The organism is Kaistia algarum, assembly GCF_026343945.1.
GTDB classification, from domain to species: domain Bacteria; phylum Pseudomonadota; class Alphaproteobacteria; order Rhizobiales; family Kaistiaceae; genus Kaistia; species Kaistia algarum.
In genome coordinates this window covers 1,947,268-1,970,931 of sequence record NZ_JAPKNJ010000001.1, presented here as the reverse complement: position 1 = coordinate 1,970,931, position 23,664 = coordinate 1,947,268, and the positions used below count along the sequence as shown (strand labels likewise).

General features: G+C 64.6%; 20 protein-coding genes and 1 tRNA gene. 10 read left to right on the top strand and 11 right to left on the bottom strand.

The window, feature by feature from the left end; all coding sequences use genetic code 11:
- Positions 1–20: 20 nt before the first annotated feature.
- The 5 genes from OSH05_RS09565 to OSH05_RS09545 all read right to left on the bottom strand — a co-directional run bounded on the left by OSH05_RS09565 (position 21) and on the right by OSH05_RS09545 (position 5,546).
- Positions 21–1,532: a sugar ABC transporter ATP-binding protein gene (locus OSH05_RS09565; protein ID WP_104219420.1), complete on the bottom strand. Its 1,512-nt coding sequence runs from the start codon at positions 1,530–1,532 to the stop codon at positions 21–23.
- A 14-nt stretch (positions 1,533–1,546) separates the two neighbouring features.
- Positions 1,547–2,530, bottom strand: a complete 984-nt coding sequence (locus tag OSH05_RS09560) for an ABC transporter permease (RefSeq protein WP_104219421.1) — start codon at positions 2,528–2,530, stop codon at positions 1,547–1,549.
- Positions 2,527–3,438, bottom strand: coding sequence for an aldose 1-epimerase (locus OSH05_RS09555; RefSeq protein ID WP_104219422.1), 912 nt, complete (start codon positions 3,436–3,438; stop codon positions 2,527–2,529). The genes OSH05_RS09560 and OSH05_RS09555 overlap by 4 nt, the downstream gene beginning before the upstream one ends.
- A 3-nt stretch (positions 3,439–3,441) precedes the next feature.
- Positions 3,442–4,491 (bottom strand): zinc-dependent alcohol dehydrogenase family protein, encoded by a 1,050-nt coding sequence (locus tag OSH05_RS09550; protein WP_104219584.1) that lies wholly within the window; start codon positions 4,489–4,491, stop codon positions 3,442–3,444.
- A gap of 77 nt (positions 4,492–4,568) precedes the next feature.
- Entirely contained in the window at positions 4,569–5,546 is a 978-nt protein-coding gene (locus OSH05_RS09545; protein WP_104219423.1) for a substrate-binding domain-containing protein, read from the bottom strand.
- 275 nt (positions 5,547–5,821) lie between these two features.
- On the opposite strand from OSH05_RS09545, the gene dgoD reads away from it, so the two are divergent.
- Genes dgoD through OSH05_RS09530 form a run of 3 tightly spaced genes read left to right on the top strand, consistent with a single transcriptional unit; the run spans position 5,822 to position 8,619 of the window.
- Positions 5,822–7,012 carry a galactonate dehydratase gene (gene dgoD, locus OSH05_RS09540; protein WP_266352138.1) on the top strand — a complete coding sequence of 397 codons (1,191 nt, stop codon included), beginning with the start codon at positions 5,822–5,824 and terminating at the stop codon, positions 7,010–7,012.
- A 7-nt stretch (positions 7,013–7,019) separates the two neighbouring features.
- Positions 7,020–7,814, top strand: a complete 795-nt coding sequence (locus OSH05_RS09535) for an SDR family oxidoreductase (protein WP_104219425.1) — start codon at positions 7,020–7,022, stop codon at positions 7,812–7,814.
- Between the two features lie 58 nt (positions 7,815–7,872).
- Complete coding sequence (locus tag OSH05_RS09530; RefSeq protein ID WP_266352137.1) at positions 7,873–8,619, top strand: FadR/GntR family transcriptional regulator; 747 nt, start codon at positions 7,873–7,875, stop codon at positions 8,617–8,619.
- A 56-nt stretch (positions 8,620–8,675) separates the two neighbouring features.
- On the opposite strand, the gene OSH05_RS09525 is transcribed toward OSH05_RS09530, so the two are convergent.
- On the bottom strand, positions 8,676–9,188 hold the full coding sequence (locus OSH05_RS09525) for a DUF2244 domain-containing protein (protein ID WP_266352136.1): 513 nt from the start codon (positions 9,186–9,188) through the stop codon (positions 8,676–8,678).
- A 22-nt stretch (positions 9,189–9,210) separates the two neighbouring features.
- On the opposite strand from OSH05_RS09525, the gene nth reads away from it, so the two are divergent.
- A complete protein-coding gene (nth, locus tag OSH05_RS09520; protein WP_104219427.1) occupies positions 9,211–9,921 on the top strand; it encodes an endonuclease III in 711 nt (236 codons plus the stop codon).
- 241 nt (positions 9,922–10,162) lie between these two features.
- Here the strand turns inward: nth and OSH05_RS09515 are convergent, their stop codons facing one another.
- The 5 genes from OSH05_RS09515 to OSH05_RS09495 form a co-directional block, all read right to left on the bottom strand.
- Positions 10,163–10,669, bottom strand: coding sequence for a hypothetical protein (locus OSH05_RS09515; protein WP_133163117.1), 507 nt, complete (start codon positions 10,667–10,669; stop codon positions 10,163–10,165).
- Positions 10,670–10,994: 325 nt separating this feature from the next.
- The gene (locus OSH05_RS09510; RefSeq protein WP_104219429.1) at positions 10,995–14,108 is read right to left on the bottom strand and encodes an efflux RND transporter permease subunit; all 3,114 of its coding nucleotides are present in this window, start codon (positions 14,106–14,108) and stop codon (positions 10,995–10,997) included.
- 31 nt (positions 14,109–14,139) lie between these two features.
- A complete protein-coding gene (locus OSH05_RS09505; protein ID WP_104219430.1) occupies positions 14,140–15,183 on the bottom strand; it encodes an efflux RND transporter periplasmic adaptor subunit in 1,044 nt (347 codons plus the stop codon).
- A 230-nt stretch (positions 15,184–15,413) separates the two neighbouring features.
- Positions 15,414–15,860 carry a DUF2214 family protein gene (locus OSH05_RS09500; protein ID WP_104219431.1) on the bottom strand — a complete coding sequence of 149 codons (447 nt, stop codon included), beginning with the start codon at positions 15,858–15,860 and terminating at the stop codon, positions 15,414–15,416.
- 65 nt (positions 15,861–15,925) lie between these two features.
- Complete coding sequence (locus OSH05_RS09495) at positions 15,926–16,612, bottom strand: sulfate transporter family protein (RefSeq protein WP_104219432.1); 687 nt, start codon at positions 16,610–16,612, stop codon at positions 15,926–15,928.
- 188 nt (positions 16,613–16,800) lie between these two features.
- Between OSH05_RS09495 and OSH05_RS09490 the strand changes: the two genes are divergently transcribed.
- The 6 genes from OSH05_RS09490 (at position 16,801) to OSH05_RS09465 (ending at position 23,618) form a co-directional block, all read left to right on the top strand.
- A complete protein-coding gene (locus OSH05_RS09490) occupies positions 16,801–17,805 on the top strand; it encodes an adenosine kinase (protein ID WP_104219433.1) in 1,005 nt (334 codons plus the stop codon).
- Positions 17,806–17,860: 55 nt separating this feature from the next.
- Positions 17,861–17,945 (top strand) — tRNA-Leu (locus OSH05_RS09485).
- A 176-nt stretch (positions 17,946–18,121) separates the two neighbouring features.
- Positions 18,122–19,759: a site-specific integrase gene (locus OSH05_RS09480; RefSeq protein WP_266352135.1), complete on the top strand. Its 1,638-nt coding sequence runs from the start codon at positions 18,122–18,124 to the stop codon at positions 19,757–19,759.
- A gap of 21 nt (positions 19,760–19,780) precedes the next feature.
- A complete protein-coding gene (locus OSH05_RS09475; RefSeq protein WP_104219435.1) occupies positions 19,781–21,385 on the top strand; it encodes a class I SAM-dependent DNA methyltransferase in 1,605 nt (534 codons plus the stop codon).
- Complete coding sequence (locus OSH05_RS09470) at positions 21,382–22,641, top strand: restriction endonuclease subunit S (protein WP_104219436.1); 1,260 nt, start codon at positions 21,382–21,384, stop codon at positions 22,639–22,641. Before OSH05_RS09475 ends, OSH05_RS09470 begins: the two co-directional genes overlap by 4 nt.
- Positions 22,638–23,618, top strand: coding sequence for a restriction endonuclease (locus OSH05_RS09465; RefSeq protein ID WP_104219437.1), 981 nt, complete (start codon positions 22,638–22,640; stop codon positions 23,616–23,618). Before OSH05_RS09470 ends, OSH05_RS09465 begins: the two co-directional genes overlap by 4 nt.
- The last annotated feature ends 46 nt before the right edge of the window (positions 23,619–23,664 follow it).

The window sequence follows — 23,664 nt, the reverse complement described above, 5'->3', positions numbered from 1 at the left end:
TACGGCCAGCCCGGCGCCTGTCAGAGGCAGGCGGCCATCAGCCGGTCGGCGTCGATTTCGGGCGGCACGAATTCCTGCGCGATCGCGCCGTCCTTCAGCACCAGCACGCGGTCGCAGACCTTGGGCAGTTCCTCGATCTCGCTGGAGACGAAGAGGATGCTCTTTCCCTCGGCCGCGAGCTGCCGGATGATCGCATAGATCTGCGACTTGGCCTCGACATCGACGCCGCGCGTCGGCTCGTCCAGGAGGAGGATGCGGCTGCCGGCATAGATCCAGCGACCGATCACCACCTTCTGCTGGTTGCCGCCCGATAGCGTGCCGATCGGCGTCGATGCCCGCGCCGCCTTGATCCCGATGCGGCGGATGATCTCGCCGGCGGCGGCGGCGACCTTGTCGCTGGAGAGTATCCCGTTCGCGGTGACCTTGGAGAAGTCGGTGGCGACGATGTTCTCGTCGACGCCGAGCAGCGGCACGATACCGTCCTCCTTGCGGCTTTCCGGCGTCATGCCGATGCCGAGCCGCACCATGTCGCGGTAGCGCCGCCCCGTCACGTCCTCCGCGTCGAGCGTCACGGTGCCACTATCCACCGGGGCGAGGCCGGCAATGGCCTTGAGCAATTCGGTGCGGCCGGAGCCGAGCAGTCCGGCAAGGCCGAGGACCTCACCGCGAGCCAGGTCGAAATCGATGCCGGCGAGCTTCGGGGCCATGGTCAGGCCGCGAACGGAGAGAACGGTTTCGCGTCGCTCCGAGGCACCGACCGGCCGATCCTCCGTCTCGCTATGGCCGAGCATGAGGCGGACGATCTCGGACGTCACCGCGCCGGCGACGTCGACCGTCGCCGCGATGCGGCCATCGCGCATCACCGTCGCCGCCTCCGCGATCTGGCGGATCTCACTCATGCGATGGCTGACATAGATGACGGCGATGCCTTCAGCGGAGAGGCTGCGCACGGCCTTGAACAGCATCTCGACCTCGGCCGCCGCCAGCGAACTGGTCGGCTCGTCGAGGATCACCAACTTCGGATGGCCGAGCATGACCCGGCAGATTTCGGTGAGCTGGCGCTCCGCTGGGCTCAGCGTCTCGACCGTGCGGCGCGGATCGAGGTCGAGGCCGAGGCGGGCCAGCGTCGCGGTGGTGAGACGGGCCATCTCGTCATGGGCGAGCACGCCGCCCCGGCTCGGCCAATGGCCAAGAAAGAGGTTCTCGGCGATGCTCATCGTCGGAATCAGGCTGAGTTCCTGATAGACGGCGCGCACGCCGAGGCGGGAAGCCTCCAGCGTCCGCTGCGTGCCGCTGCCGCCCAGCTTCTGTCCGTCGATGACGACCTCGCCGCTGTCGGGCACGGCGGCGCCAGTGAGGAGACGGATCAGCGTCGACTTGCCGGCGCCGTTCTTGCCGAGCAGTGCCCTCACCTCCCCTGGGCGGACCTCGAAATCGACATCGTCAAGCGCCAGCACGCCGGGATATTGCTTGCGGACCCCGCGCACCTGCGCAACGGGCCGGTGAGCCTCGCTTTTCTCTGCGGTCGGCATCGGACCTCCTCCGGTCAGGCGCTCTGCTTGCGATAGCGCGCGATCAGGATGTTGGCGAGCACCGCGGCGACGATGATCACGCCGCGCACGACCTCCTGGAAGAACGGATTGATGCCGCGCAGCACCAGGCCGTTGCCGATCAGCGTGATCACGAAGACGCCGAGCAGCGTTCCCAGCAGCGAGCCGCGTCCGCCCGACAGCGACGTGCCGCCGATGACGACGGCTGCGATCACGTCGAATTCGAGCCCATTGGCGGTGCCGGCGTTGCCGGAGCCGAGCCGGGCCGTGAGCAGCACGCCGGCCAGCGCCGCCATGACGCCGGACGTCGTGAAGATCAGGACGCGGATCCGCGCGACCGGTATGCCGCAAAGCTCCGCGGCGCTCGCATTGCCGCCGATCGCATAGATCGAACGGCCATAGGCGGTCTTCCGGCTGATGAAGGCGAAGATGACGAACAGCACCAGCATGACGATGGCCGAGGCAGGTATGCCGAGAATGTTGTCCGCGAGCACGTCGAGCAGCGCATTGTCCTTGAAGGTCACGGGCAGGGCATTGGTCGTGAAGAACGACATGCCGCGCAGCGCACTCCACAGGCCCAGCGTCGCGACGAAGGACGGCATACCGAAATAGGCTCTGAGCGACCCCGCCAGGGTTCCCAATGCTCCGCCGATCGCGAGCGCCGCGACGATGGCGACGACGACGTTGACTTCCGCTTTGAGCATGAAGGCGAGGCACACGGAGGTGAACGCCACCATCGGCCCGACGCTGACGTCGATCTCGCCGGCGATGATGATCAGCGTCACCGCCCAGGCGGCGATGGCGATCGAGGCCGCGTCCCGCAGCAGCGAGAGATGGTTGTTGGCCGACAGGAAGCCATTCGTGGTCAGGCCGAAGCCGAAATAAAGCAGCAGAAGGATGCCGATCAGTCCGATCTCGTTCATGTCGAGCGACAGGAGACGGCTGCCGCGTCGGCCGGAAGTTGGAGGCGCTTCAGTCATCGCGAAGGATCCTGTTGGGTCGGCGCGCCGTGATGGCTGCAACTGTAGCGGACGGTGCCGGAAAAACTCTGGCCGGGCTCCAGCCGAATCAGTCCGCCATCGTCCGTATGATGGGCATCGGCGCTGTGGCTCATCGGCTCGAAGCAGAAGAAGTCGTAATCATAGCCCGGGTCGAAAGCGGGATCGGAGACGAAGACGAGATAGCGCGAGAAGACCGGATCGGCGGCGATCGCGAGCGCCAGCCCGCGCTCCGGCCAGATGATCTCGGCCTCGCCGTTCCAGCCCTCGAACAGGGTGTTGACCCATCGCCGCGGAAGGGGCGCGGGGGACGAGAAGTCGATCGCGCCGCCGACGGGATGGCGTGTTGTCGGCAGCCAGCTTTCGTCCTCGTCCCAGTAGTGCGAAGCGGACGCCTTGAGGGATGTCTGTGGCGTCAACGGGAAATAGGGGTGCCAACCGAGGCCGAACGGCAGGGCAAGCGGCCCCCGATTGGTGATCGAGAGGGATGTGGTCAGCGTCGAGCCGTCGAGGGAGAAGAGCTGCTCTGCCTCGTAGCGATAGGGTGTACCGCCGCCTGCGTGGCGATAGCGGAGGGCAAGCGAGGTTGGTGTTACCTCGGCAGCTTCCCATTCGCCGGTCCAGCCGTCGCCATGGAGATAGTGACGGTCCCAGTCCATGTTCGGCTCGAATGCGTAATCGCGCCCCTCGAATGAGAAGCGATTGTCGCGGACGCGGTTGCCGAACGGCACCAGCGGAAAACAGCCGGAGGCGAGGGGAGCCCTGTCCGGTCCGGCCGGCGGGGCGCGAAAGAGCGGCTCGCCGGCGGAGGTGGCGAAGCGCCAGACCGAGCCTCCGGTGGTCGTGACCGCGAGACGGAGCGCCGCGTTGGCGATCTCGAAATCGGCCATGGCTCAGCCCGGATATTCGATGATGACCTTGCCGGAACGCCCGCCCGCCATCAGCGCATAGGCTTGCGGCGCCCTTTCCAGCGGGAAGGCATCGGTGATGATGTCGTGCGGATGCAGGCCCCAGGCATCGAGGTCCTCGCAGCACTGATCCATATTGTGCACGCTGGTGACCCAGGACCCGTAGATGGTGCGCTGGCGGTGCAGCAGATCATCGCTGACATTGAACTGCACCATGCCGGTCTCGCCGATATAGACGCAGCGCCCCCAGGTGCGCGTCGCCTGCAGCGCCAGCACCCGGCCGCGCGGATTGCCGGAGCAGTCGATCGTCACGGCCGCGCCGCCTTTGGTGAGCGCCTCGATCTCGCCAAGCGTATCCGGTCCCGCGATGAGGCCATGGTCGAGCAGGCCGAGCTTGAGGGCCGTCTCGACGCGCTCCGGCTGGACATCGACGCCGATCGTCGCCCGGGCGCCCCGGCCGCGGGCCAGCATCAGCGCCGCCATGCCGACCGGGCCGAGCCCGACGACGAGGACGGCGTCGCTGCCGGAGATGTTGCCGCGCAGCACGGCTTCATAAGCCGTGCCGACGCCGCAGGAAATGAAGCAGCCGTCGCGGTAGCTGAGCGAATCCGGCAGGTGAACGAGGTCGCGCTCGTCGGCGACCATATATTCCGCATGGCCGCCGTCACGCTGCCAGCCATAGGCGGCGCGCATCGGGTCGGTGCAGGAGATCTGGAATCCCTTGCGGCAATTGCGGCAGAAGCCGCAGCCGGAGATATGATAGACGGCGACGCGGTCGCCGGGTCGGAAATGCCGGCAACCGATGCCCAGTTCTACGATTTCGCCGGCCGGCTCATGTCCCGCTACCACCCCCTGATAGGAGGTGCGCGGATCGTCGCCGAGGTGCTTGTGGTAGATGTAGTGGATGTCACTTCCGCAAATGCCGGAAGCTCTCATCTTCAGTAGCACTTCGCCGACGCCCGGCTTCGGGACGTCGATCTCGCGCATGTCCACGGTGGAATTTCCGGGCAGATAGGCGGCGAGCATTCTGGGCATGATTTCGTCTCCGCAGGTCAAGATGGCCGCCGCACCGGGCGGCGGCCAGGATCGCATGGCTCGGGAGGAAGCGGCGATCAGGAAAGCCCGTCGGGATGGGCGGCAAGCCAGGCCTTGGCTTCTTCCGGCGACTTGAAGATCGAGATGCTCATCGGCACGACGATGTTGTCTATCTTCTGGCCGTCGGCGCCCTTCAGCGCCTGCTCGAGCGCGAGCTTGCCGATGCCCTGGCCGGACACGTCGGCGATCGCCTTCATCACGGTGAAGTCGGCGAGCGCCTCGGCGGCTGACGAGGTCATGTCGGCGGCGAAGACGACGACCTTGCCGGCGAGGCCGCGCTGCTTGATGGTGCGCACGGCGCCGGTGCCGGCATCGCCGCCCTCGCCGAAGAAGGCGTCGATATCGGGGTTGGCCGACAGCATCTGGTCGCTGACCGAAACCGCCTCGTCGAGAACGGTGCCGCGCTGGTTGCCGGCAATGACGTAGCCCGGAACCTTGGCCTTCAGCGCTTCCTCGAAGCCTTCGCGGCGCAGCACGCAGACCTCGACGAATTCGCAGTTCAAGACGCCGATCTTCGGTGCCTTGATGCCCTTCTCGACGAAGTAATCGGCAGCGACGTCGCCGAGCTTGCGGCCGAATTCCTTCGGATCGGCGACAGCGTAGGCGAAGACATACTGCTTCATGTCCGCTTCATTGATGCAGGTATTGTAGCAGACGACCGGAATGCCGGCTTCATGCGCCCGCTTGATCGCGCGCACCGAACCATCCGCGGAAACGGCGGAAAGGATGATCGCCTTCACATTGGCCGAGATCAGCCGGTCGATGAACGAGGCCTCGGCGCCGGGGTCGGCGCGAGCGTTCGTCTCCAGCAGGTTGATCTCCCGGCCCATCGACTTGGCGCCGTCCTGGATGCCTTTGCGGACGGCAGCATAGAAGCCGACATCGTCCAGATAGATGGCGCCGATGCCGATCGAATCGGCGCGGGCCGGGGCTGCGACCGACGCGAACGATGCGGCGGCCAGAGCGGCGACGGCGAGCTTTTTGGCGAATCTCATTCGGTCCTCCCCTCGGATGATGAAGTGTTCCAAAACCGCCTCCGCGGCTGGAAACGGCCGGACTTAAGTTCCTCGTGGCCGGCTCGATCGACTGTTTATGTCTGATCAAACGAAAGTTAGATACGATGTTTAAAACTGGCGGTCAACGGCCAGAGCGAAGAACATAGTGTGCATTGCAACAGCCTGTTGCGGCGCAATATCGGCTTCATGCCTTTGTTTCGAAGGTCGTTGTATCCGGCCAGCAAGTCGCTTATTGTCGATATAGATATGATCTAATGCAGCTGAGGAACGCCTTGAAGATCACCGGTATCGAGACCCGCATCGTCAATGCGGAAATGCGCAACTGGGTGTTCGTCAAGGTGCTGACGGATACGCCGGGCCTCTATGGATGGGGCGAGGCGACGCTCGAATGGAAGACGCGGGCCGTCGTCGGTGCCGTCGAGGATCTGGCGCCGCTTCTCCTTGGCCGCGATCCGCGCGATATCGAGCAGGCCGTGCGCGTCATGAAGAAGCAATCCTTCTGGCGGCTCGGGGCGATCGGCATGAGCGCCATTTCCGGGATCGAAATGGCGCTATGGGACATACTGGGCAAGGATTTCGGCGTCCCGGTCTGGCGGCTGCTCGGCGGCAAGGTGCGCGACAAGGTCGGCGTCTATACGCATCTGGGCCTCGGCGACATGCGCGCCGTCTATGAGACGCTGGAAGCCGACCCGCTTGTCGAGCGGGCGCGCGAGGTCATCGAGAAGGGCTATCGCGCGTTCAAGGCCGTCTTCATCCCTTATACGCATTATCATGCGCCGCTGCCGGACGTGGACAAGGTCGCCCGGCTGATGGAGGGCCTGCGCAAGGCGGTGGGTCCGACGGTGGAGATCATGGTCGATTTTCACGGCCGCCCGGCTTCGATCGGCGCCGCGCTCGCCTATATCGATGCGCTGGCCCCGGCGCGGCCGATGTTCGTCGAGGAGCCGCTGCCGCCGGGCGATACAGCCGGGCTGAAGGCGATCGCCGCACGCTCGTCCGTGCCTCTGGCCACCGGCGAGCGGCTTGTCGAGCGCAGCGAATTCGTCGAGCTCCTGGCGGCGAACGCGGTCAGCATCATCCAGCCCGATATCTGCCATTGCGGCGGCCTGCTGGAGGCGAAGAAGATCGCGGCCCATGCCGAATCCGTCGGCGTCGGCGTCGCCCCGCACAATCCTCTCGGACCGATCGCCGGCGTGGCGGCCCTGCATTTTGCCGTATCGACGCCCAACCACGTCATCCAGGAGGAGATGGTCGGCGCAGTGCCCTGGTATTTCGACGTCGTCCAGGGGCCGATCCGCATGGTGGATGGCTATTGGCAGGTGCCGGAGGCGCCCGGCCTGGGCATCGAGGTCGACGAGGCCGTCTGCGACCGCCATCCCTTCGCGCAGGAGGTGCTGCACACGCAGAATGCCGTGCTGGGCGATGGCACGGTGGTGGATTGGTGAGGCGGCCATGAGTGGAAGATCCGATGGTTGCGGCAGGCTTGAAGGCAAGGTCGCGATCATTACCGGCGCCGGTCGTGGCATCGGCGAGGCCACGGCGCGCGCCTTCCACCGGGAGGGCGCGAGGGTCGTCATTGCCGAGATCGACGCCGCGACGGGGGCGGCGGTCGCGGCCAGCCTGTCGCCGGAGGGATCGTCGGCCCGGTTCCTCCCCTGCGACGTGCGCAGCGCCGACAGCGTCGAGGCGGTGGCGAGCGCGACGCTGGCGGCGTTCGGCCGGATCGACGTCCTGGTCAACAATGCCGGCATCAACGTCTTCCATGATCCGCTCGAAACCAGCGAGGCCGAATGGCGCCGCTGCTTCGACATCGATCTGGACGGCGTCTGGCGCATGAGCCGCGCCGTCCTGCCGGCGATGCTCGATCAGGGCCATGGGGCGATCGTCAACATCGCCTCGACGCACAGCTTCTCGATCATTCCCGGCTGCTTTCCCTATCCCGTTGCCAAGCATGGCCTGCTCGGCCTCACCCGGGCGCTCGGCATTGAATATGCTGCCCGCGGCCTGCGTGTGAACGCGATCGCGCCGGGCTATATCGAGACGCAGATCGCGATCGATTATTGGAACGGCTTTCCCGATCCGGAAGCCGAAAAAAGACGGGCCTATGAATTGCATCCGCAAAAGCGCATCGGAAAGCCGGACGAGATCGCGATGACCGCGCTGTTTCTTGCGTCCGACGAGGCGCCGTTCCTGAACGCGGCCTGCATCGTCGTCGATGGCGGCCGGTCGGTGCTCTATCATGAATGACGGTCGCGTCTTCGACATCGTCGCAGGTCCGGCTGCCGAAGGAATGCGGGGGACGAACATGACAGCCCGTCCGGCGGATGGCGACAGCGAGGCCTGGCGGCCGGCCGAGGCCGCGGGCGGCGGCAGCCGCGTCCATGATTCGGTCGTGAACGTGCTGGGCAGCCGCATCCTCGGCGGCACCTATCGCCCCGGTGACATGCTGCCGCGCGAGGAAGAACTCTGCACCCTGCTGGGCGTCAGCCGCACCTCCATTCGCGAGGCGGTCAAGGTTCTGTCGGCCAAGGGTCTCGTCGAGGCAAGGCGCCGGGTCGGCGTGCGTGTGCTGCCGCGCGATGACTGGCGCCTGCTCGATCCCGTCGTGCTGAGCTGGCATCCCGATATCCAGAACGACACGGAGCTGGTCGCAGGCCTGCTGGAGGCGCGTCGCATCTTCGAGCCCGCCGCCGCCGAACTCGCAGCGCGGCGCGGCACCGGCTCGGATCTGGCGGCGATCGAAGCGGCGTTCAATGCGATGCGCGATTCGATCCCGCATGATCTCGAAGGCGTCTGCCGCGCCGACCTCGCCTTCCATCGCAGCCTGATCGGCGCCAGCCACAATGTCGTGTTGAAGGGGCTGGTTGGCATGCTGGAGGCGGCGCTCAGCGCCTCATTCCTGGTGACGAACCGGCTGATGGAGGCCCAGTCACGGGCGCTCGCCGCCCATCAAAGCGTGCTGGAGGCAATCCGCATGCGCGATACGGCTGGCGCGCGCGCGGCGATGAACCGCCTGCTCGACATCGCGGCCGACGATTTGCACGCCGGCTAGCGAAGGCGATGCCCCCAGCGGCGGACGAGGCATCCGTCCGGCCACGGCGGGGACGCTCAAGCGACGCCGTGAACCTCCGGCATTCCCCGCGCCGCCTTCAGCGCCTCCTGAAACGCCTTCGCGAAACTGTCGCGGTCGTCGGGGCCGAGGAAATCGCCGATGGCGAGCGCCTTGCCATGCGAGGTCAACGCCATGCGCATCACGCCCCATTCCGGGTGTCGATTGACCTCGAAGCGCGCCCAATAGGGGTTGAAGGCGAAGTCCTGCAGGCGCCCGTCCGGCGCGACGCGTCGCACGGTCAGGCTCTGCTGGGTCATCGTGACGATCTCCATCGCCCGGCCCGAATGATAGTTCATCCGGAAGGCGAACTGGATGGCGACGATGTCGAGGGCGAAGAAGACGGCGATCGGCCAATAGCCCATCGACCAGAACAGCAGCCCCCCTATAAAGCAGGTCGAGGCGATGAACATCAGCAGCAAGCCGAAGCCGCGCGGCGACAGCGAGCGGTGCGGCTTCAGCACGGCTTCGAAAAGGACATCCGGCGCAGGGTCCTGATTGCGATCGCTCATGACGGCAAAGTATAGAGGACTGATGGCGAAAGCGAAGACCCTTCCGACCGGAGCTCGCCGCCCCGGCCCTGCAAAAACGTCGCGGCGCGCGAGCCTGCTGTCGAAGGCCGAGATCGAGACCTTCTTTGCCCGCTTCGAGGCGCGCGACCCCGAGCCGAAGGGGGAACTGGAAAGCGTCAATCCGTTCACGCTGCTCGTCGCCGTCGTGCTCTCGGCGCAGGCGACCGACGCCGGCGTCAACAAGGCAACGCGCGCCCTGTTCGCGCTCGCCGACACGCCGGAAAAGATGGTGGCGCTCGGCGAAGATAGGATCCGCGACTTCATCAAGACGATCGGCCTCTTTCGCAACAAGGCGAAGAACGTCTACGCGCTGTCGCAACTGCTGATCGAGCGCCATGGCAGCGAAGTCCCACGCAGCCGCGAAGCGCTGGAGGCGCTACCCGGCGTCGGCCGCAAGACGGCCAATGTCGTCCTCAACATCGCCTTCGGCGACCCCACCATCGCCGTCGACACCCACATCTTCCGCGTCTCGAATCGGACGGGCCTGGCGCCGGGCAAGGACGTCGTGGTGGTCGAGGCGGGGCTGGAAAAGGTCGTGCCGAAGCCCTACCGCCTCCACGCGCATCACTGGCTGATCCTGCATGGAAGGTATGTCTGCAAAGCGCGGAAGCCGGACTGTGCGGTTTGTATCGTCCGGGATATTTGTCGGTGGGAGGGGAAGGTGGTGGGGTGAAGAGCGACGGTCTCCTTGAGCCCCCCCCTTGCGGGAGGGCCGAAAGTGCGCAAGCGGATTTGGGGAGGGGTCGCGGTGCTGGGCGTGGATCATTGCAGGCCCCGGCGGGCAGCCAGGCCGGTGCGAAAGCGACCCCTCCCCAATCCGGTTGCGCGGATTTGACCCTCCCGCAAGGGGAGGGTTGAAGGGGAGCGGGTGGTGAACTCTTGCGGCTCCAGACGGCAATACGATTGAACGGACGTCAGCTAACTTGCTTTCGATAGGCCCAACGCCAGACGGCGAAGCCGACAATGGCTCCCTGAACGGCGAGGAACAGGCCGGCTTCGGCAGCCGATTGCCAGCCAAGAATTGTCAGCCTCCCGCCCACAAACATCGCGTCAGACCCCCTGGCGTGATTATCCGCCAGCAGCCCGAACAACGCGAAGCCGACCGCAAAGCAAAGGCCGGCACCAAATAGAATGGCGGCGCGCGCATCCCGCCAATTCCGCCAGTGGAGAACGATCCAGATCGGCGCCGCGAGGAATGTCAGACCAAAAAGCCAGACGAAGGATGAGACCGTGAAGATATAGAAACCAAGGATGATATCGTTCACTGACACGGTGATGTCTCCGTGACCGAAGATTATCGACCAGGCCAGAACGCAAAGAGGAGACAATGCACCCCCGACCAGCGCGCCGAAGGCGAGCGCGGCGATGCTGCTGGCCGGATCCGTCCGGTAAACGATTCGCTCTGATCCTATGAGCGTCATTCCATGGCCGCGCCTCGATGAGCCTGCTGTGACGGATCGGAGCATAATCGAAGCGATCCTGGAATATTGCAGATTCAGACTCTCGCTTGAGCCAGCACCTTGAAGGCGGGTCGAAACCGCATGGCGGTTTCGGGGCGGGGTCAGCTTCGGCAAAGCCGAAGCCTCCTTGATGCCGGGGCCATAGACAAGCGGGAGCCCCCCGGATTCCCTCCCCCTTTCGGGGAGGGGCTGCGCAGCATAGTCGAAGCAATCTCGGAACTGCACGTCCCGCAGGTCTCTTACACACCTGGGCACATAACGAAGATCTGGCTGCGTCTCGGCGGTATCAGGCTGGGACTGCACCTTTTCGTGAGCGCATCAGATAGATAGCGCACGGCACGAGGATGACCGTCACCACCATGGAGACCGAGACGCCCCCGATGATCGCGCGCGCCAGCGGGGCATAGGATTCGCTTCCCGTGCCGAGCTTCAGCGCCATGGGCAGGAGCCCGGCCACGGTCGCCAGCGACGTCATCAGGATCGGCCTCATACGGGTCTTGACGCCCGCCAAGACTGCCTCGCGCAGGACGAGCCCCTGCCCGAGCAGCCGCGATGTGGCCTCCACGATCAGGATGCTGTCAGTCACCACGATGCCGATCATCATGATCACGCCCATGAGCGACATGATGTTGAGCGTGGTTCCCGTGAGCAGGAGCATCACGATCACCCCCGAGAGACCTGGCAGCACGGCGAGCAGGATGAACAGGGGATCGGTGAAGGAACGAAACTGCGCGACGAGCACGAGGTAGACGAGCAGGATGGCCAGCGCGATGCCCCATCCCAGCGAGGTGAAGGTTTCCTGCATCGTGGAGACCAGTCCCCGCATGACAACGCGCACGCCGGCCGGCGGCGGATTTTCCGCGATGAGCTGGTTGAGGGCGTGCGCCACTGGACCCAGCGCCTCGCCCTTGGTGGAGGCGTAGAGGTTGACGATGCGCTGAAGCTGGTAATGGTCGATCTCCGTGGGGCCTTCCAGCTTGGTGACGCTGGCCACGGAATCGAGGCGGACGGAAGCGCGGACGGGTATAGCCTTGAGGTCGTTGAGGTTGCGGACGCGGCCCTCGGGATACTGAACGCTCAGCAGATAGTCGATGCCGGTCGCCGGATCGATCCAGTAATTGGGCTGGATCATCGCGTTCGACACCAGCGCGGTCACCAAATTGCTGGTGGCATCCTTGGCGGTGACGCCCAGCATGCCGGACTGCGTGCGATCGACGGTCACCTGCAGGATCGGCGCCTCAAGGTCCTGGGGGATGATCATGTCGCCGATGCCGGGAATCGAGCGCGCCTTCGCCATGATCTTCTTGGCGTAGGCGAAGGCCGCTTTCTGGTCCTTGCCCGTGAACTGCAGGTCGATCGGCGCCGGCAGCCCCATGTTGAGAACGGAGTCCACGAGGCCGCCCGCCTGCAGATAGACGGAAAGCTCCGGAAGCTCGGCCGCGATCGCCTCCCGTGCAAGACCGAGGTACTCGTAGCTGCCGCGACGATGACCCTTGGCGAGGCTGACCTGTACGGTAGCCGTGTGCGAGCCCGAATTGCTGGTGTAGATCGCCGACAGATCGGCCGTGTTGCCGATGTTGGAGACGATCATGCCGAGGTCGGCGGCGGGCACGATCCGCCGGACGAGGAACTCGATCTTGGCAACCATCTTCTCGGTTTCCTCCACGCTGGTGCCGGGCTGCGCCTTCACGCTGACGACGAACTGCGACGGGTCGGTCCGGGGGAAATAGGAGGTCCCCAGAAAGGGGAGCAGCGCGAAACAGCCGACGCAGGCGAACAGGATCACCGCGACGACTGTCCGGGCACGGGTGAGAAGCTTGTCGAGGATACTTCCGAACCATTCGAGGAAGGCGCGGAAGACCCGGTCGAAGGAAGCCAGGAATCGTGCCCATAGCCGGGCGAGGCGGCCGCCTGTCTTCTCGCCGGCGGGAGCGCTCTTTATGAACAGCGCGCAGTAAAGCGGAACCACCGTCATCGCGACCAGGTAGGAGGCCGCAAGCGCGATGACGACGGCTGCGGCGAGGGAACCGAAGAAGTATCGGCTGACCCCGGCGAGCAGGGTCACAGGGAAGAAGACGATGCCTGTGGCCAGGGTCGCGGCCAGCACGGGCAAGGCAACCTCCTCGCCGCCCTTGATGGCGGCGGTCCCGGGATCGGCACCCTCCTCGAGGTGGCGGAAGATGTTCTCAAGCACCACGACGGAATTGTCGATGAGGCGCGAGAAGGCGAGCGCCAACCCGCCGAGCATCATGGAGTTCACCGTGCCGCCGGTCCATCCGATGATCATGAACGCCGCCAGCGCGGAGAGCGGAATCGAGAGGAAGACGGCAATGGTCGCCCGGACGTTGCCGAGGAAGACCAGGATCAGCATGACAGTCAGGGCGAGGCCGAGAATCCCCTCCTTCATCAGGGTTGCTATAGCGCCCGTGACAAAGGTGGACTGGTCGAAGACGACATTGGCCTTGAGGGAACGCGGCAGGCCGGTCAGATCCTCCACCGCCTTGCGAATGCCCTGCACCACCTCAATGGTGTTGGAATCGCCGCCCTGCTTGAGCACGGGAAGGTAGACCGAGCGTTGGCCGTTGATCCGGACGATGCTGGTCTGGATGGCCGCCCCGTCTTTCACCGCGGCGACATCCGCCACGATCACCTGCCCCGCCGGCAACGACTTCAACGGCGTCCGCCCAATCTCGGCCAGCGTATTGAGCTGCGAGTTCGCCTGGACGGTGTAGTCGATCGGGCCAATCGTCACGCTGCCCGCCGGCAGAATGGCGTTGGCGCCTTGCAGCGCCGTCACGACATCCATCGGGCTCAGCTGCCGCGATTCCAGCTTCATCGGGTCGACATAGACCATGATCTGCCGGTACTTGCCGCCGAAGGGCTGAGGGACCGAAGCCCCGGGCGCGCCGGCGACCTGGTTGCGGATGGAGAACTGGCCGAGGTCGCGCAGACGCGTCTCGTCGAGCCCCAGCCCGGAGAGCGTGATGAGGCAGACCGGCAGGGCGGAGGCGTCGAACTTCAGCACGACCGGAGGCAAAGTGCCGGCGGGTAGGCGCCGCAGGTTCGCCATGGCCAGGTTGGAGATCCCGCTGACCGCGCTATCGGCGTCGGTTCCGGGCTTGAACACGATCTTGATGAGGCTGACGCCGGGCAGGGAGCGGGACTCGATGCGGTCGATGCCACCGGCGAGCGTGAAGAACCGTTCGAACCGCCCGGTGATGCTCGCCTCGACCTGCTCGGGCGGCATGCCGGAATAGAAAGTAGCCACGACCACGACCGGGATCGGCGCCTCGGGGAACAGGTCCACGGGCATCCTGACCAGCGTCGTGATGCCCAAAACCACCAGCGCCAGGCACGCCACGAGCACAAGATACGGGTATCGGATAGCGAAGCGCGCCATGATGTCTATTCTCTGCCGCAGCGGCCGGGGGTTATTTTGCCGCGGGGTCTGGCAACTCGAGGGGAGCGACCTTCATGCCGGGCTCGAGTTCCGAGGCGTTGCCCAGCACGACCAGATCCGTGTCCGCGACACCGGACACGACTTGTATGAGGGACGGGGTCTCGACGCCCAGCTTCACGGGGCGCTGTTCCAGCAGGCCTGCCCCGGAGATGACCAGCACGCTCGGATCGTCGGGCGTCCGGATCGCCTGAACCGGAAGCGCCAGCGCGCCATTCGCCCGCTCAAGGGGGAAAGAGGCGATCGCGTAAAGACCCAGCGTGAGCGAGAGGTCGGGATTGGGTATGTCGACCTCGACATCCATCGTGCGGGTTGCGCTGGCGATCTGGTTGGAAGAGCGGGCGATCTTGCCCGTGATTTTGCGTTTCAAGACCGGGATGTCGATCTCGATCTCCTCGCCGATCCGGAATTTACCAAGCGCGGTCTCCGGAACGGGAAAGGAGGCCCGGAGAAAGTCGTCCTGCGCCAATGTCACCAGCGGCAGGCTCTGGGTGCTCGAATAGATGCCGGTCTGGACCAGCGTTCCCGTGTCGGCGTTGCGCTGGGTGATGACGCCCGAGAACGGCGCGAAAATGGACGTGTTGGAGACGTTCGGGGCGGAGGCTCCCGGCGCAGGGCTCCCGGGGGTCGCGGCCGCCGGCGTCGCGGTCGCGCCTTGCCCGGCGCCCATATCGGCGGACCCGAGCCCGCGGTTGGCGTCCTTGGCGGCCTGAAGCTGCCCTTCGAGGTTGATGACCTCCAGCGTGGCGATCAGGTCGCCGCCCTTGACGTGATCCCCGATGTCGACCCGGATATCCTTGACGTACCCCGCCACCAGCGAGTGAACCTGCACTTCCTGGCTGGGCATGAGGCTGCCCGTCACCTCGATGACCGAAGCGAGGTCCTTGCGCAGCGGGTGAACGACCGAGACGCTGGTAGCGGCGGGAGCCTCCTCCGGCCGCTCCGGTGCGCTCGGTAAAACGATGTACCCGACATACGCGAGGCATCCAAGAAGCGCCAGAACTACAAGACCCTTCATCAGGTCAACCTTGCCAACATCGAAGTGAGAGACAATCGGAGAACGCGCGGAGCGCTATCCTGCGGCGGCAGAATTAAACAAGCCGAATGTATTGTCCATCGCCTTCCAGCTTCGCCAAGGCACCGAAATCGATCGGATGGCTTGCCTTTTTGGCGCTCCGCTTCAGGGGCTTGGGTATCGGCATTTGATGGATCGTATCGAGGGCACAACCGTCCTGACCCCGATCTGGATCAATAGCCGCGCGCCATCGCCGCTGCGAAGATCGGGATCAGCAGGAAGATCGTCGCCTCGATGTGCAGATAACGGCGGACGCCGGATATTTCCGCCGCCGAGGGCAGGAAGCCTGGCTCGCGGGCCGCGCGCCGGTTCCAGGCGAGGATCGCGAGCGTCGGCTTGATCGACAGCAGCCCCACGATGAGAAAGGCAACCATCTTCGCCCAGAAGGAATGGCTTTCGACGTAATATTCATAGCCCTTCAGCCCGAAGAAGACGCGTGACACGCCGATGATCACGATCAGGCCGGCGACGATGCCATAGGCCATGTCGACCTTGGCGAGGCGGCGGAGACCGTCACGGGTGATGTCGCGCTTCAGCCAGACGAGCTCGACGGCGAGGATGGCGAAGAGGATGAAGATCAGCAGATGATGGGCAATCGCCAGCAGCAGATCGGTCAGCATGGGGGCTCCGGGGACACGCGTCTTGGAGCCGGAGACTAGGCGCTACAGCCAAGCGGCGATAGCGCTCAGACGCGAACCGGGTCGATCGGCCGCGATCCCGTAACGTATTTATGCAGATGCGTCATGAAGGCCGTGGCGAAGAGCGGAGTCAGCAGATTGACGATCGGGATCGCCAGAAACAGCGCGATGACGAAGCCACCGAGCATCACCGTCACCGCCTTCTCGCGCCGCAGCGCCCGCGCGCCCTCGACACCGACGAAACGAGCCGCGGCCGCTTCGAAGAATTCCCGCCCGAGCAGATAGCCATTGCCGATAAAGAAGGCGACGAGGTTGACGCCGGGGACGAGCAGCAGCACGAGACAGATGAGGTTGACGAGGATTACCGTCGCCGTGAAGCCGAGCGTGCCCAGGAGGCTGGCACCGAGCGAAAGGCCGCGCCCTGGCGGATCCTGCGGATAATGCTTCGCCTCGACGAGGCTCGCTATGTCGTCGGAGAACAGGCCGGCCATCAGCGCCGAGATCGGCGCGATCAGGAAGGCGAGCCCAACCAGGAAGCCGAGCCCCGAGACGATGGCGACTGAGGTCTCGATCCAGGGCTGGTCTGGCCAGGTGACGAAATGCGTTACGAGATATTGCAGACCGACCCAGGCGAGCACCAGCAGCAGCGCCGTCAGGCCGAGCGACTTCCACAGCACGGCGCGGAAGGGCGGCGTCAGGATCTCGGTGAGGGCAAGGAGGGCGGCGCTCAGCAAGGTTCATCTCCGGGAGCCGCCTCGGGATCGGACAGCGCCCCGGGATTTGGGCATGGAAAAGCCGTACCGCAAGGCCACAAAGCCACGCCGACGCAGTGCTTGGAATGGTTGCACGGCGAAGCACCCGCTGTATAGTCCGCCTCCGTCCCATCCTGCCGCCATGCGGCCCGCCTCGATCAGGAAACTCCATGACGGAAGCCCGCCACGACGTCCTCGGCATCGGCAATGCCATTGTCGACATCCTGGCGCGGGCGGAGGATGATTTCATCGTCGAGCAGAAATTGACCAAGGGCTCGATGCGGCTGGTCGACATGACCGAATCGAAGCGGCTCTACGAGGCGATGGGCCCGGCGATCGAGGCCTCGGGCGGCTCGGCCGGCAACACGATCGCCGGCATCGCCTCGCTCGGCGGCGCCTGCGCCTATGTCGGGAAGATCGCCGATGACGAGCTCGGTGCCGTCTATCGCCACGACATGCGGGCGATCGGCGCCCGCTTCGACGTGCCCGCGCTCGCCGCCGGAACGCTGCCGACCGCGCGCTCGATGATCTTCATCACGCCGGACGGCGAGCGGACGATGAACACCTATCTCGGCGCCTGCCATGCGCTGGGGCCGGACGATATCGACGAGGTGCTCGTTGCCGACACCAAGATCACCTATTTCGAAGGTTTTCTCTGGGACGCGCCGAGCGCCCGCGACGCCTTCCACAAGGCGGCGGGAATCGCCCACAAGGCCGGCCGGCAAGTGTCGCTGACGCTCTCCGATGCCTTCTGCGTCGACCGCTTCCGCACCGATTTCGGCCGCCTCCTGCGCGACGGCACGATCGACATCCTCTTTGCCAACGACGCCGAGCTGAAGGCGTTCTACGAGACGTCGAGCTTTGGCGCCGCGCTGGAGGCTCTGCGCTCGGAATGCCGGATCGCCGCGGTGACGGTCGGGGCCGAAGGCTCCTTCGTGGTGACGCCGGACGGCATCGAGCAGGTGCCGGCGACCGAGGTCGACCATGTCGTCGACACGACCGGCGCCGGCGATCTCTACGCTTCCGGCTTTCTTTACGGCGTCGCGCGCGGCTTTGAGTTGACGCAGGCAGCCGCGCTCGGCTCGCTGGTGGCGGCCGAAGTCATCACCCATGTCGGCCCGCGCCCGGCCGTCTCGCTGCTCGATCTCGCCCGCCAATCCGGCTATCCACTCTGAAATCCAACCTCGCGATTGACAAGCCGGCGGAGCACCCTTAAGCATCCGCCCCGAAGCCCAGATGGCGGAATTGGTAGACGCGCACGGTTCAGGTCCGTGTGACGCAAGTCGTGGAGGTTCGAGTCCTCTTCTGGGCACCATTTCCCTTACGCACCGTTGAAGTCCCTGATGTTTTCGGCATATCAGGGACTTAGTCCACCCCGACTGCTATACAGGGGTGCCAAACATGGTGCTGAGGATGGCCCGATCTACCAAACGTAACGGCTCTGCCAACAACCAGTTTGTCCGACGCGTTCCGGCCGATCTGGTGGCGCGAATGGCAGGCCGGAGCTTCCGGTTCAGCCTGCCGAGCGGCGAAGTTGGAACACCCGATATCGCGGTTCAAGCGAAGGCGGGAACGCTGATCGGCTTCTCGCTGCAAACCGCCGACAAATCCCTGACCAATCTGCGACATGCTGCCGTAGCGGCCCAAGTCGAGGCGCTGTTCAAGGCCGAGCGAACCGGGCCGGTCGAACTCTCGTTCAAGCAGATCCAAGCCCTCGCAGGAGTCGCCTATCGTCAACTCGTCTCGGCAAACGAGGACGAGCCGGGCCGTCCTCGGGATTGGCAACGGTTCCGAACGCTCTTAGGCGACGCTGCCGACTACCTTGATCCCGATGGCGACGGCAAAACGAGCCCGCGCTTCGATCCGAAGGCGGCTGAGCGCGCCTTGAAGTCGCTGTTCGACGCCGACGCTTTTCTGGCTTCGGAAGGCCTCCGTTTGAGCCCCAAGAGCCGGGCTGCCTTTGTCCAGGCCGTCGTTGCGGCGCTGTTCAAGGCCGCTGATCTGCTGAGCATCCGGGCGACCGGCGACTACAGTCCAGACCCGCATGTGACGCGCTATCCGGAATGGCAAGCGCCCGCGCCGGCTCCAGAACCCAAATCGAGCCAGGCCGTTCATCGGTCGCCCTCCGGCGCCGGAAACGTGACCCTGACAGGTCTTGTCGAGGGCTGGTGGATTGAGGCCAAGGCGACCGGGCGCAAGCCCAGCACGCATGAGAGCTACGCCAACACGATGGCGCGCTTCATCAAGCACCTCGGCCATGACGATGCGCTGAAGGTGACGCCCGAGGATGTGATTGCGTTCAAGGATGCCCGGCTGGCCGAGATCAACCCGAGGAACGGCAAGCCGATCTCGCCGAAGACCGTGAAGGGAAGCGATCTTGCGGGGCTGAAGGTCGTGTTCGACTGGGCTGTCGACAATCGGAAGCTCTGGAGCAACCCGGCCAAAGAGGTGACGCTGAAGATCGGCAAGACGAAGCGGATGCGCAATCCGGGCTTCACCGAGGAGGAGGCAACAACGATCCTCCGTCATGCCGCGAACCATCAACGCGGCGACGAGCGCGCGACCACGGCAGCCGCGAAACGCTGGGTTCCCTGGCTCTGCGCCTATACGGGCGGCCGTGTGGGCGAGCTGGCGCAGCTTCGGAAGCAGGATATCCGCCATGAGGCCGGCCGCTCGGTCATCCACATCACGCCTGATGCCGGGACCGTGAAGACGGACGAAGCGCGCGACGTGCCGCTCCACCCACATCTCGTCGAGCAAGGGTTTATCGACTTCGTCGACCGCGCGGAACCTGGTCCGTTGTTCCTGATCCCGGCCAAGGATGGCGATGTTCTCGGCCCCCTCCAGGGCCTCAAGAACCGTCTGGCCGAATTCGTGCGGCAGGTGGTGGCTGACCCGCGCGTCGCGCCGAACCATGGCTGGCGACATCGCTTCAAGAGCGTCTGCCGCGATGCCGGGATCGATCCGGGCGTGCGTGATGCCATCCAGGGCCATGCAGCGCGAACCGTGGCCGAGGCCTATGGCGAGGTTTCCATCACCGCCAAGGCCAACGCCATCGACAAGCTGCCGAGATACAAGATCGAAGGACCGCAGGATGCAGCGATTGCACCCGGCCCATCGACCGCCTAACAATTGCACGGGGGAGATTTCATGGCATCAGCGCAATCGAACAATGGCGGCGATCTCGGGTTCGAGGCTGAGCTGTTCAAGGCCGCCGACAAGCTGCGGGGCAATCTGGAGCCGTCCGAATACAAGCATGTCGCCCTCGGGCTGATCTTCCTCAAATACATCTCCGAGGCCTTCGAGGCGCAGCATGAGAAGCTCCAGGCGACGCCCTATGCCGATCCGGAGGACCCCGAGGAATATCTCGCCGCGCATGTGTTCTGGGTACCGCCCGAGGCGCGCTGGGCGCATCTCCAGGCGAACGCCAAGCGGCCCGAGATCAACTTCGTCGACGTCACCACCGGGCGCGAGCGCAAGGGCGACATTGGCGGGCTGATCGACAATGCCATGGAGGCCATCGAGCGGGCCAATGTGAAGGTCCTGAAGGACGTCCTGCCGAAGATCTATGGCCGGCCGCAACTCGACAGGACCATGCTGGGCGAACTGGTCGACCTCTTTTCCAATGTCGACATGAAGGCGAGCCATGGCGGGGCGCAGGACCTGCTCGGCCGCGCCTATGAATATTTCATCTCGCAGTTTGCCGGCGCCGAAGGACGGCGCGGCGGCGAGTTCTTCACGCCGCGTTCGGTGGTGCGGACCATCGTCGAGATGCTGGAGCCGACCAAGGGCCGTGTCTATGATCCCTGCTGCGGCTCGGGCGGGATGTTCGTGCAGTCCGAGACCTTCGTCGAGGTGCATCAGGGCCGGCGCAGCGACATCGCCATCTATGGCCAGGAGCGCAACCACACCACCTGGAAACTCTGCAAGATGAACCTCGCGGTGCGCGGCATCGACGCCGACATCGCCTGGAACAATGAGGGCTCGTTCCTTCGCGACGCCTTCCCGCAGCTGAAGTTCGACTATGTGATGGCGAACCCGCCCTTCAACGTGTCAGACTGGTGGCAGCCGCAGCTCGAAGGTGACGCGCGCTGGGCCTTCGGCACGCCGCCGCAGGGCAACGCCAATTTCGCCTGGCTGCAGCACATCCTCCACCACCTCGCCCCGCGCGGGACGGCGGGCGTGGTCCTCGCCAATGGCTCGATGTCGTCCCAGCAGTCCGGCGAGGGCGAGATCCGCAAGGCGATGGTCGAGCGCGACGTCGTCGATTGCATGGTCGCGCTGCCCGGCCAGCTCTTCTATTCGACCCAGATCCCGGCCTGCCTCTGGTTCCTGGCCCGCAACAAGAGCGCCAACGGCCACCGCGACCGGCGCGGCGAGATCCTGTTCATCGACGCTCGCAAGCTCGGCCGCATGGTGGACCGCACGCGGCGCGAGTTCTCGGCCGAGGATATCGCCAGGATCGCAGCGACCTATCATCGCTGGCGGAACAAGCCGGAGGCGAACGAGGCGGCTGGCGTCGAGCCCTATGCCGACGAACCGGGATTTTGTCGCTCGTCAACGCTGGAGGAGGTGCGCGGCCACGGCCATGTGCTGACGCCGGGGCGCTATGTCGGGGCTGAAGATGCGGAGGATGATGGCGTTTCGTTTGAGGAGCGGTTCGGGGCGCTGAGGGAGAAACTCACTGAGCAGTTCGCAGAGGGGGCTGCTTTGCAGGCCAAGATCGCTGTGGCCCTAAGCGGACTCCGGAAATGACCGCATTCCAGACTGTGCCGCTGAGCAAGGTAGCCAGGTTATTTTCTGGTGGAACGCCGCGCAAAACCCAGCCGAAACTTTGGGACGGCCGAGTGCCTTGGTTGACTCCCAAAGACATGGGACGGTGGACTGGCGAGACGGACCAGAGCGTTGCAACCGAAGCAATTGGCAACGGCACTCGGCTGGCTCCGGCTCACTCAAGCTTCGTTGCTGTTCGAGGGATGTCTCTGCACACCGAAATACGCGTGGTCTTTAGCGATACACCCCTCACCTTCAATCAGGACATCAAAGCCGTAGTCGCGAATAACGGAATCGATCCTCACTTTCTCTATTATGCCTTGTTGGCCAATAGAACTCAGCTACTCGAACGGGTGAGCGCAGCTGGCCATGGCACTGGTGTTCTCTCGACTGACCGTCTGGTGTCGCTGCCTATCCCGGATGTTCCCTTTGAAGAGCAGCAGATGCTCGCGAACCTCCTTATGGGCCTCGACGAGAAGATCGAGCTGAACCAGAGGTTGAACGAAGCGCTGGAGGCCATGGCGCAGGCGATCTTCCGCGACTGGTTCGTCGACTTCGGCCCCGTCCGCCGCAAGATCGAGGGCGCCACCGACCCGGTCGCCATCATGGGCGGCGTGACCACAGACCCCGCCCGAGCGGCTGAGCTTGCCGCGCTGTTCCCCGATGAACTTGGACTTGAGGGATTGCCGGAAGGTTGGGAATTACGACCACTCCGAGACAGTCTCGTGCTCCAGCGTGGATTTGACCTTCCGAAACCAGACCGGACCGACGGGGCCTATCCCGTTATCGCTGCAAGTGGCCCCAACGGAATGCATAACGAGTACAAAGTGCGGGCGCCCGGCGTGTGCACTGGACGAAGCGGGGTGTTAGGCAACGTCTTCTTAGTTCATCAGGATTTTTGGCCCCTCAATACCTCCCTTTGGGTCAAGGAGTTTCCTCGCTCAACGCCGATCTACGCATACCACCTGCTTCGAGGCCTGGACCTTCAGTCCTATAATGCGGGGTCCGCGGTGCCGACGCTCAATAGAAATCATGTGCACGAAGTGAATGTTGTCACGCCTCCGATGCCGGCTATCGCTCGGTTTGATGACCTCGCAGCGAGCCTGTACCAACTGGTAGACCACAATCTGTCCGAGAACCTTACCCTCGTCGACAGCCGCGACTATCTGCTGCCTCGATTGATGTCAGGCGAGGTGCGGATCTGGGAAGCAGAAGCACGAAAGCAGGCCGCAGAATGAACGCCGCCCTCTCCTCCGCTCGTGCCTGGTGTGTGCGCGCCGAAAGCGGGCGCTATGCAGAAGCATTTGTGCAGGGCGGCTATGTCGCCATTGGTTGGGGCGAAATTCCCGATCTGGCTGAGGACAAGGACCGGCAGAAGCTTGTCGAACGGTACCGACAGGCCTTCCCGGACCACAGCAATTATGTCGTTGGCCAGCAGACTGGGCAAATCGCGCGCTTCGTCATTGAGATGGCGGCTGGTGATCTCGTCATCACGCCAGACGCCAACACGGAACTGCTCCGGTGCGGGAGGGTCGAGGGTGCGTACTATTGGCAGCCTGACGATGCAGCCTGCCCCCTGCCGCATCGGCGCAGGGTGAACTGGTTCAAGAAACCTCTGATCCGCAGCAGTCTTTCCGTCCCGCTCCAGAACACGTTGCGCGCATCCCTGACCGTCTTCGGAATCTCGCAGGCGGATGAAGTGCTCTTGGCCACGGGGCAGGTCTCCGAGTTACCGCCTCGCGTTGCCGCAGCCTATGACCCCTATGGCGCAGTCCTCGAACAGGTACTGCGCCTCGATGACAAGGAGTTTGAAATCCTCGTCGGCCATCTTCTGACGGCCCTCGGTTTCGAAGGCTCCGAAGTCGTCGGGATGACGGGAGACGGGGGCGTGGATGCAACCGGCGAGCTGAATGCGTCCAACCTCGCCAAGGTGAAGATCTTCGTTCAGGCTAAGCGCTACAAGATTGGCAGCAAGATATCCGCCGGCACCGTTCGGGCGCTCCGCCAAGCCATTCCGTTCGGCGGGCAGGGCGCCTTCATCACGACGGCCGATTTCCAGAAACAAGCCTTGGAAGTTGCGGTCGAGTCGGGCTTTCCACGCATCGGCCTGATCAATGGCAGCCAGCTCGTCGACCTGCTCGTCGAGCACTGGGACGATATTCCAACTGAGTTTCAGGCGCGTCTCGGGCTCAAGCGAGGACTTGTTCTGGCGTGAGCGATTTGTGCGCGAGGCCCAGTCGCCGGAAGCACTGGAGCTGGAG

Coding starts and splice junctions, on each gene's coding strand:
- OSH05_RS09565 (WP_104219420.1), bottom strand. CDS start 1,532: ATGCCGACCGCAGAGAAAAGCGAGGCTCACCGGCCCGTTGCGCAGGTG.
- OSH05_RS09560 (WP_104219421.1), bottom strand. CDS start 2,530: ATGACTGAAGCGCCTCCAACTTCCGGCCGACGCGGCAGCCGTCTCCTG.
- OSH05_RS09555 (WP_104219422.1), bottom strand. CDS start 3,438: ATGGCCGATTTCGAGATCGCCAACGCGGCGCTCCGTCTCGCGGTCACG.
- OSH05_RS09550 (WP_104219584.1), bottom strand. CDS start 4,491: ATGCCCAGAATGCTCGCCGCCTATCTGCCCGGAAATTCCACCGTGGAC.
- OSH05_RS09545 (WP_104219423.1), bottom strand. CDS start 5,546: ATGAGATTCGCCAAAAAGCTCGCCGTCGCCGCTCTGGCCGCCGCATCG.
- dgoD (WP_266352138.1), top strand. CDS start 5,822: ATGCAGCTGAGGAACGCCTTGAAGATCACCGGTATCGAGACCCGCATC.
- OSH05_RS09535 (WP_104219425.1), top strand. CDS start 7,020: ATGAGTGGAAGATCCGATGGTTGCGGCAGGCTTGAAGGCAAGGTCGCG.
- OSH05_RS09530 (WP_266352137.1), top strand. CDS start 7,873: ATGACAGCCCGTCCGGCGGATGGCGACAGCGAGGCCTGGCGGCCGGCC.
- OSH05_RS09525 (WP_266352136.1), bottom strand. CDS start 9,188: ATGAGCGATCGCAATCAGGACCCTGCGCCGGATGTCCTTTTCGAAGCC.
- nth (WP_104219427.1), top strand. CDS start 9,211: ATGGCGAAAGCGAAGACCCTTCCGACCGGAGCTCGCCGCCCCGGCCCT.
- OSH05_RS09515 (WP_133163117.1), bottom strand. CDS start 10,669: ATGACGCTCATAGGATCAGAGCGAATCGTTTACCGGACGGATCCGGCC.
- OSH05_RS09510 (WP_104219429.1), bottom strand. CDS start 14,108: ATGGCGCGCTTCGCTATCCGATACCCGTATCTTGTGCTCGTGGCGTGC.
- OSH05_RS09505 (WP_104219430.1), bottom strand. CDS start 15,183: ATGAAGGGTCTTGTAGTTCTGGCGCTTCTTGGATGCCTCGCGTATGTC.
- OSH05_RS09500 (WP_104219431.1), bottom strand. CDS start 15,860: ATGCTGACCGATCTGCTGCTGGCGATTGCCCATCATCTGCTGATCTTC.
- OSH05_RS09490 (WP_104219433.1), top strand. CDS start 16,801: ATGACGGAAGCCCGCCACGACGTCCTCGGCATCGGCAATGCCATTGTC.
- OSH05_RS09480 (WP_266352135.1), top strand. CDS start 18,122: ATGGCAGGCCGGAGCTTCCGGTTCAGCCTGCCGAGCGGCGAAGTTGGA.
- OSH05_RS09475 (WP_104219435.1), top strand. CDS start 19,781: ATGGCATCAGCGCAATCGAACAATGGCGGCGATCTCGGGTTCGAGGCT.
- OSH05_RS09470 (WP_104219436.1), top strand. CDS start 21,382: ATGACCGCATTCCAGACTGTGCCGCTGAGCAAGGTAGCCAGGTTATTT.
- OSH05_RS09465 (WP_104219437.1), top strand. CDS start 22,638: ATGAACGCCGCCCTCTCCTCCGCTCGTGCCTGGTGTGTGCGCGCCGAA.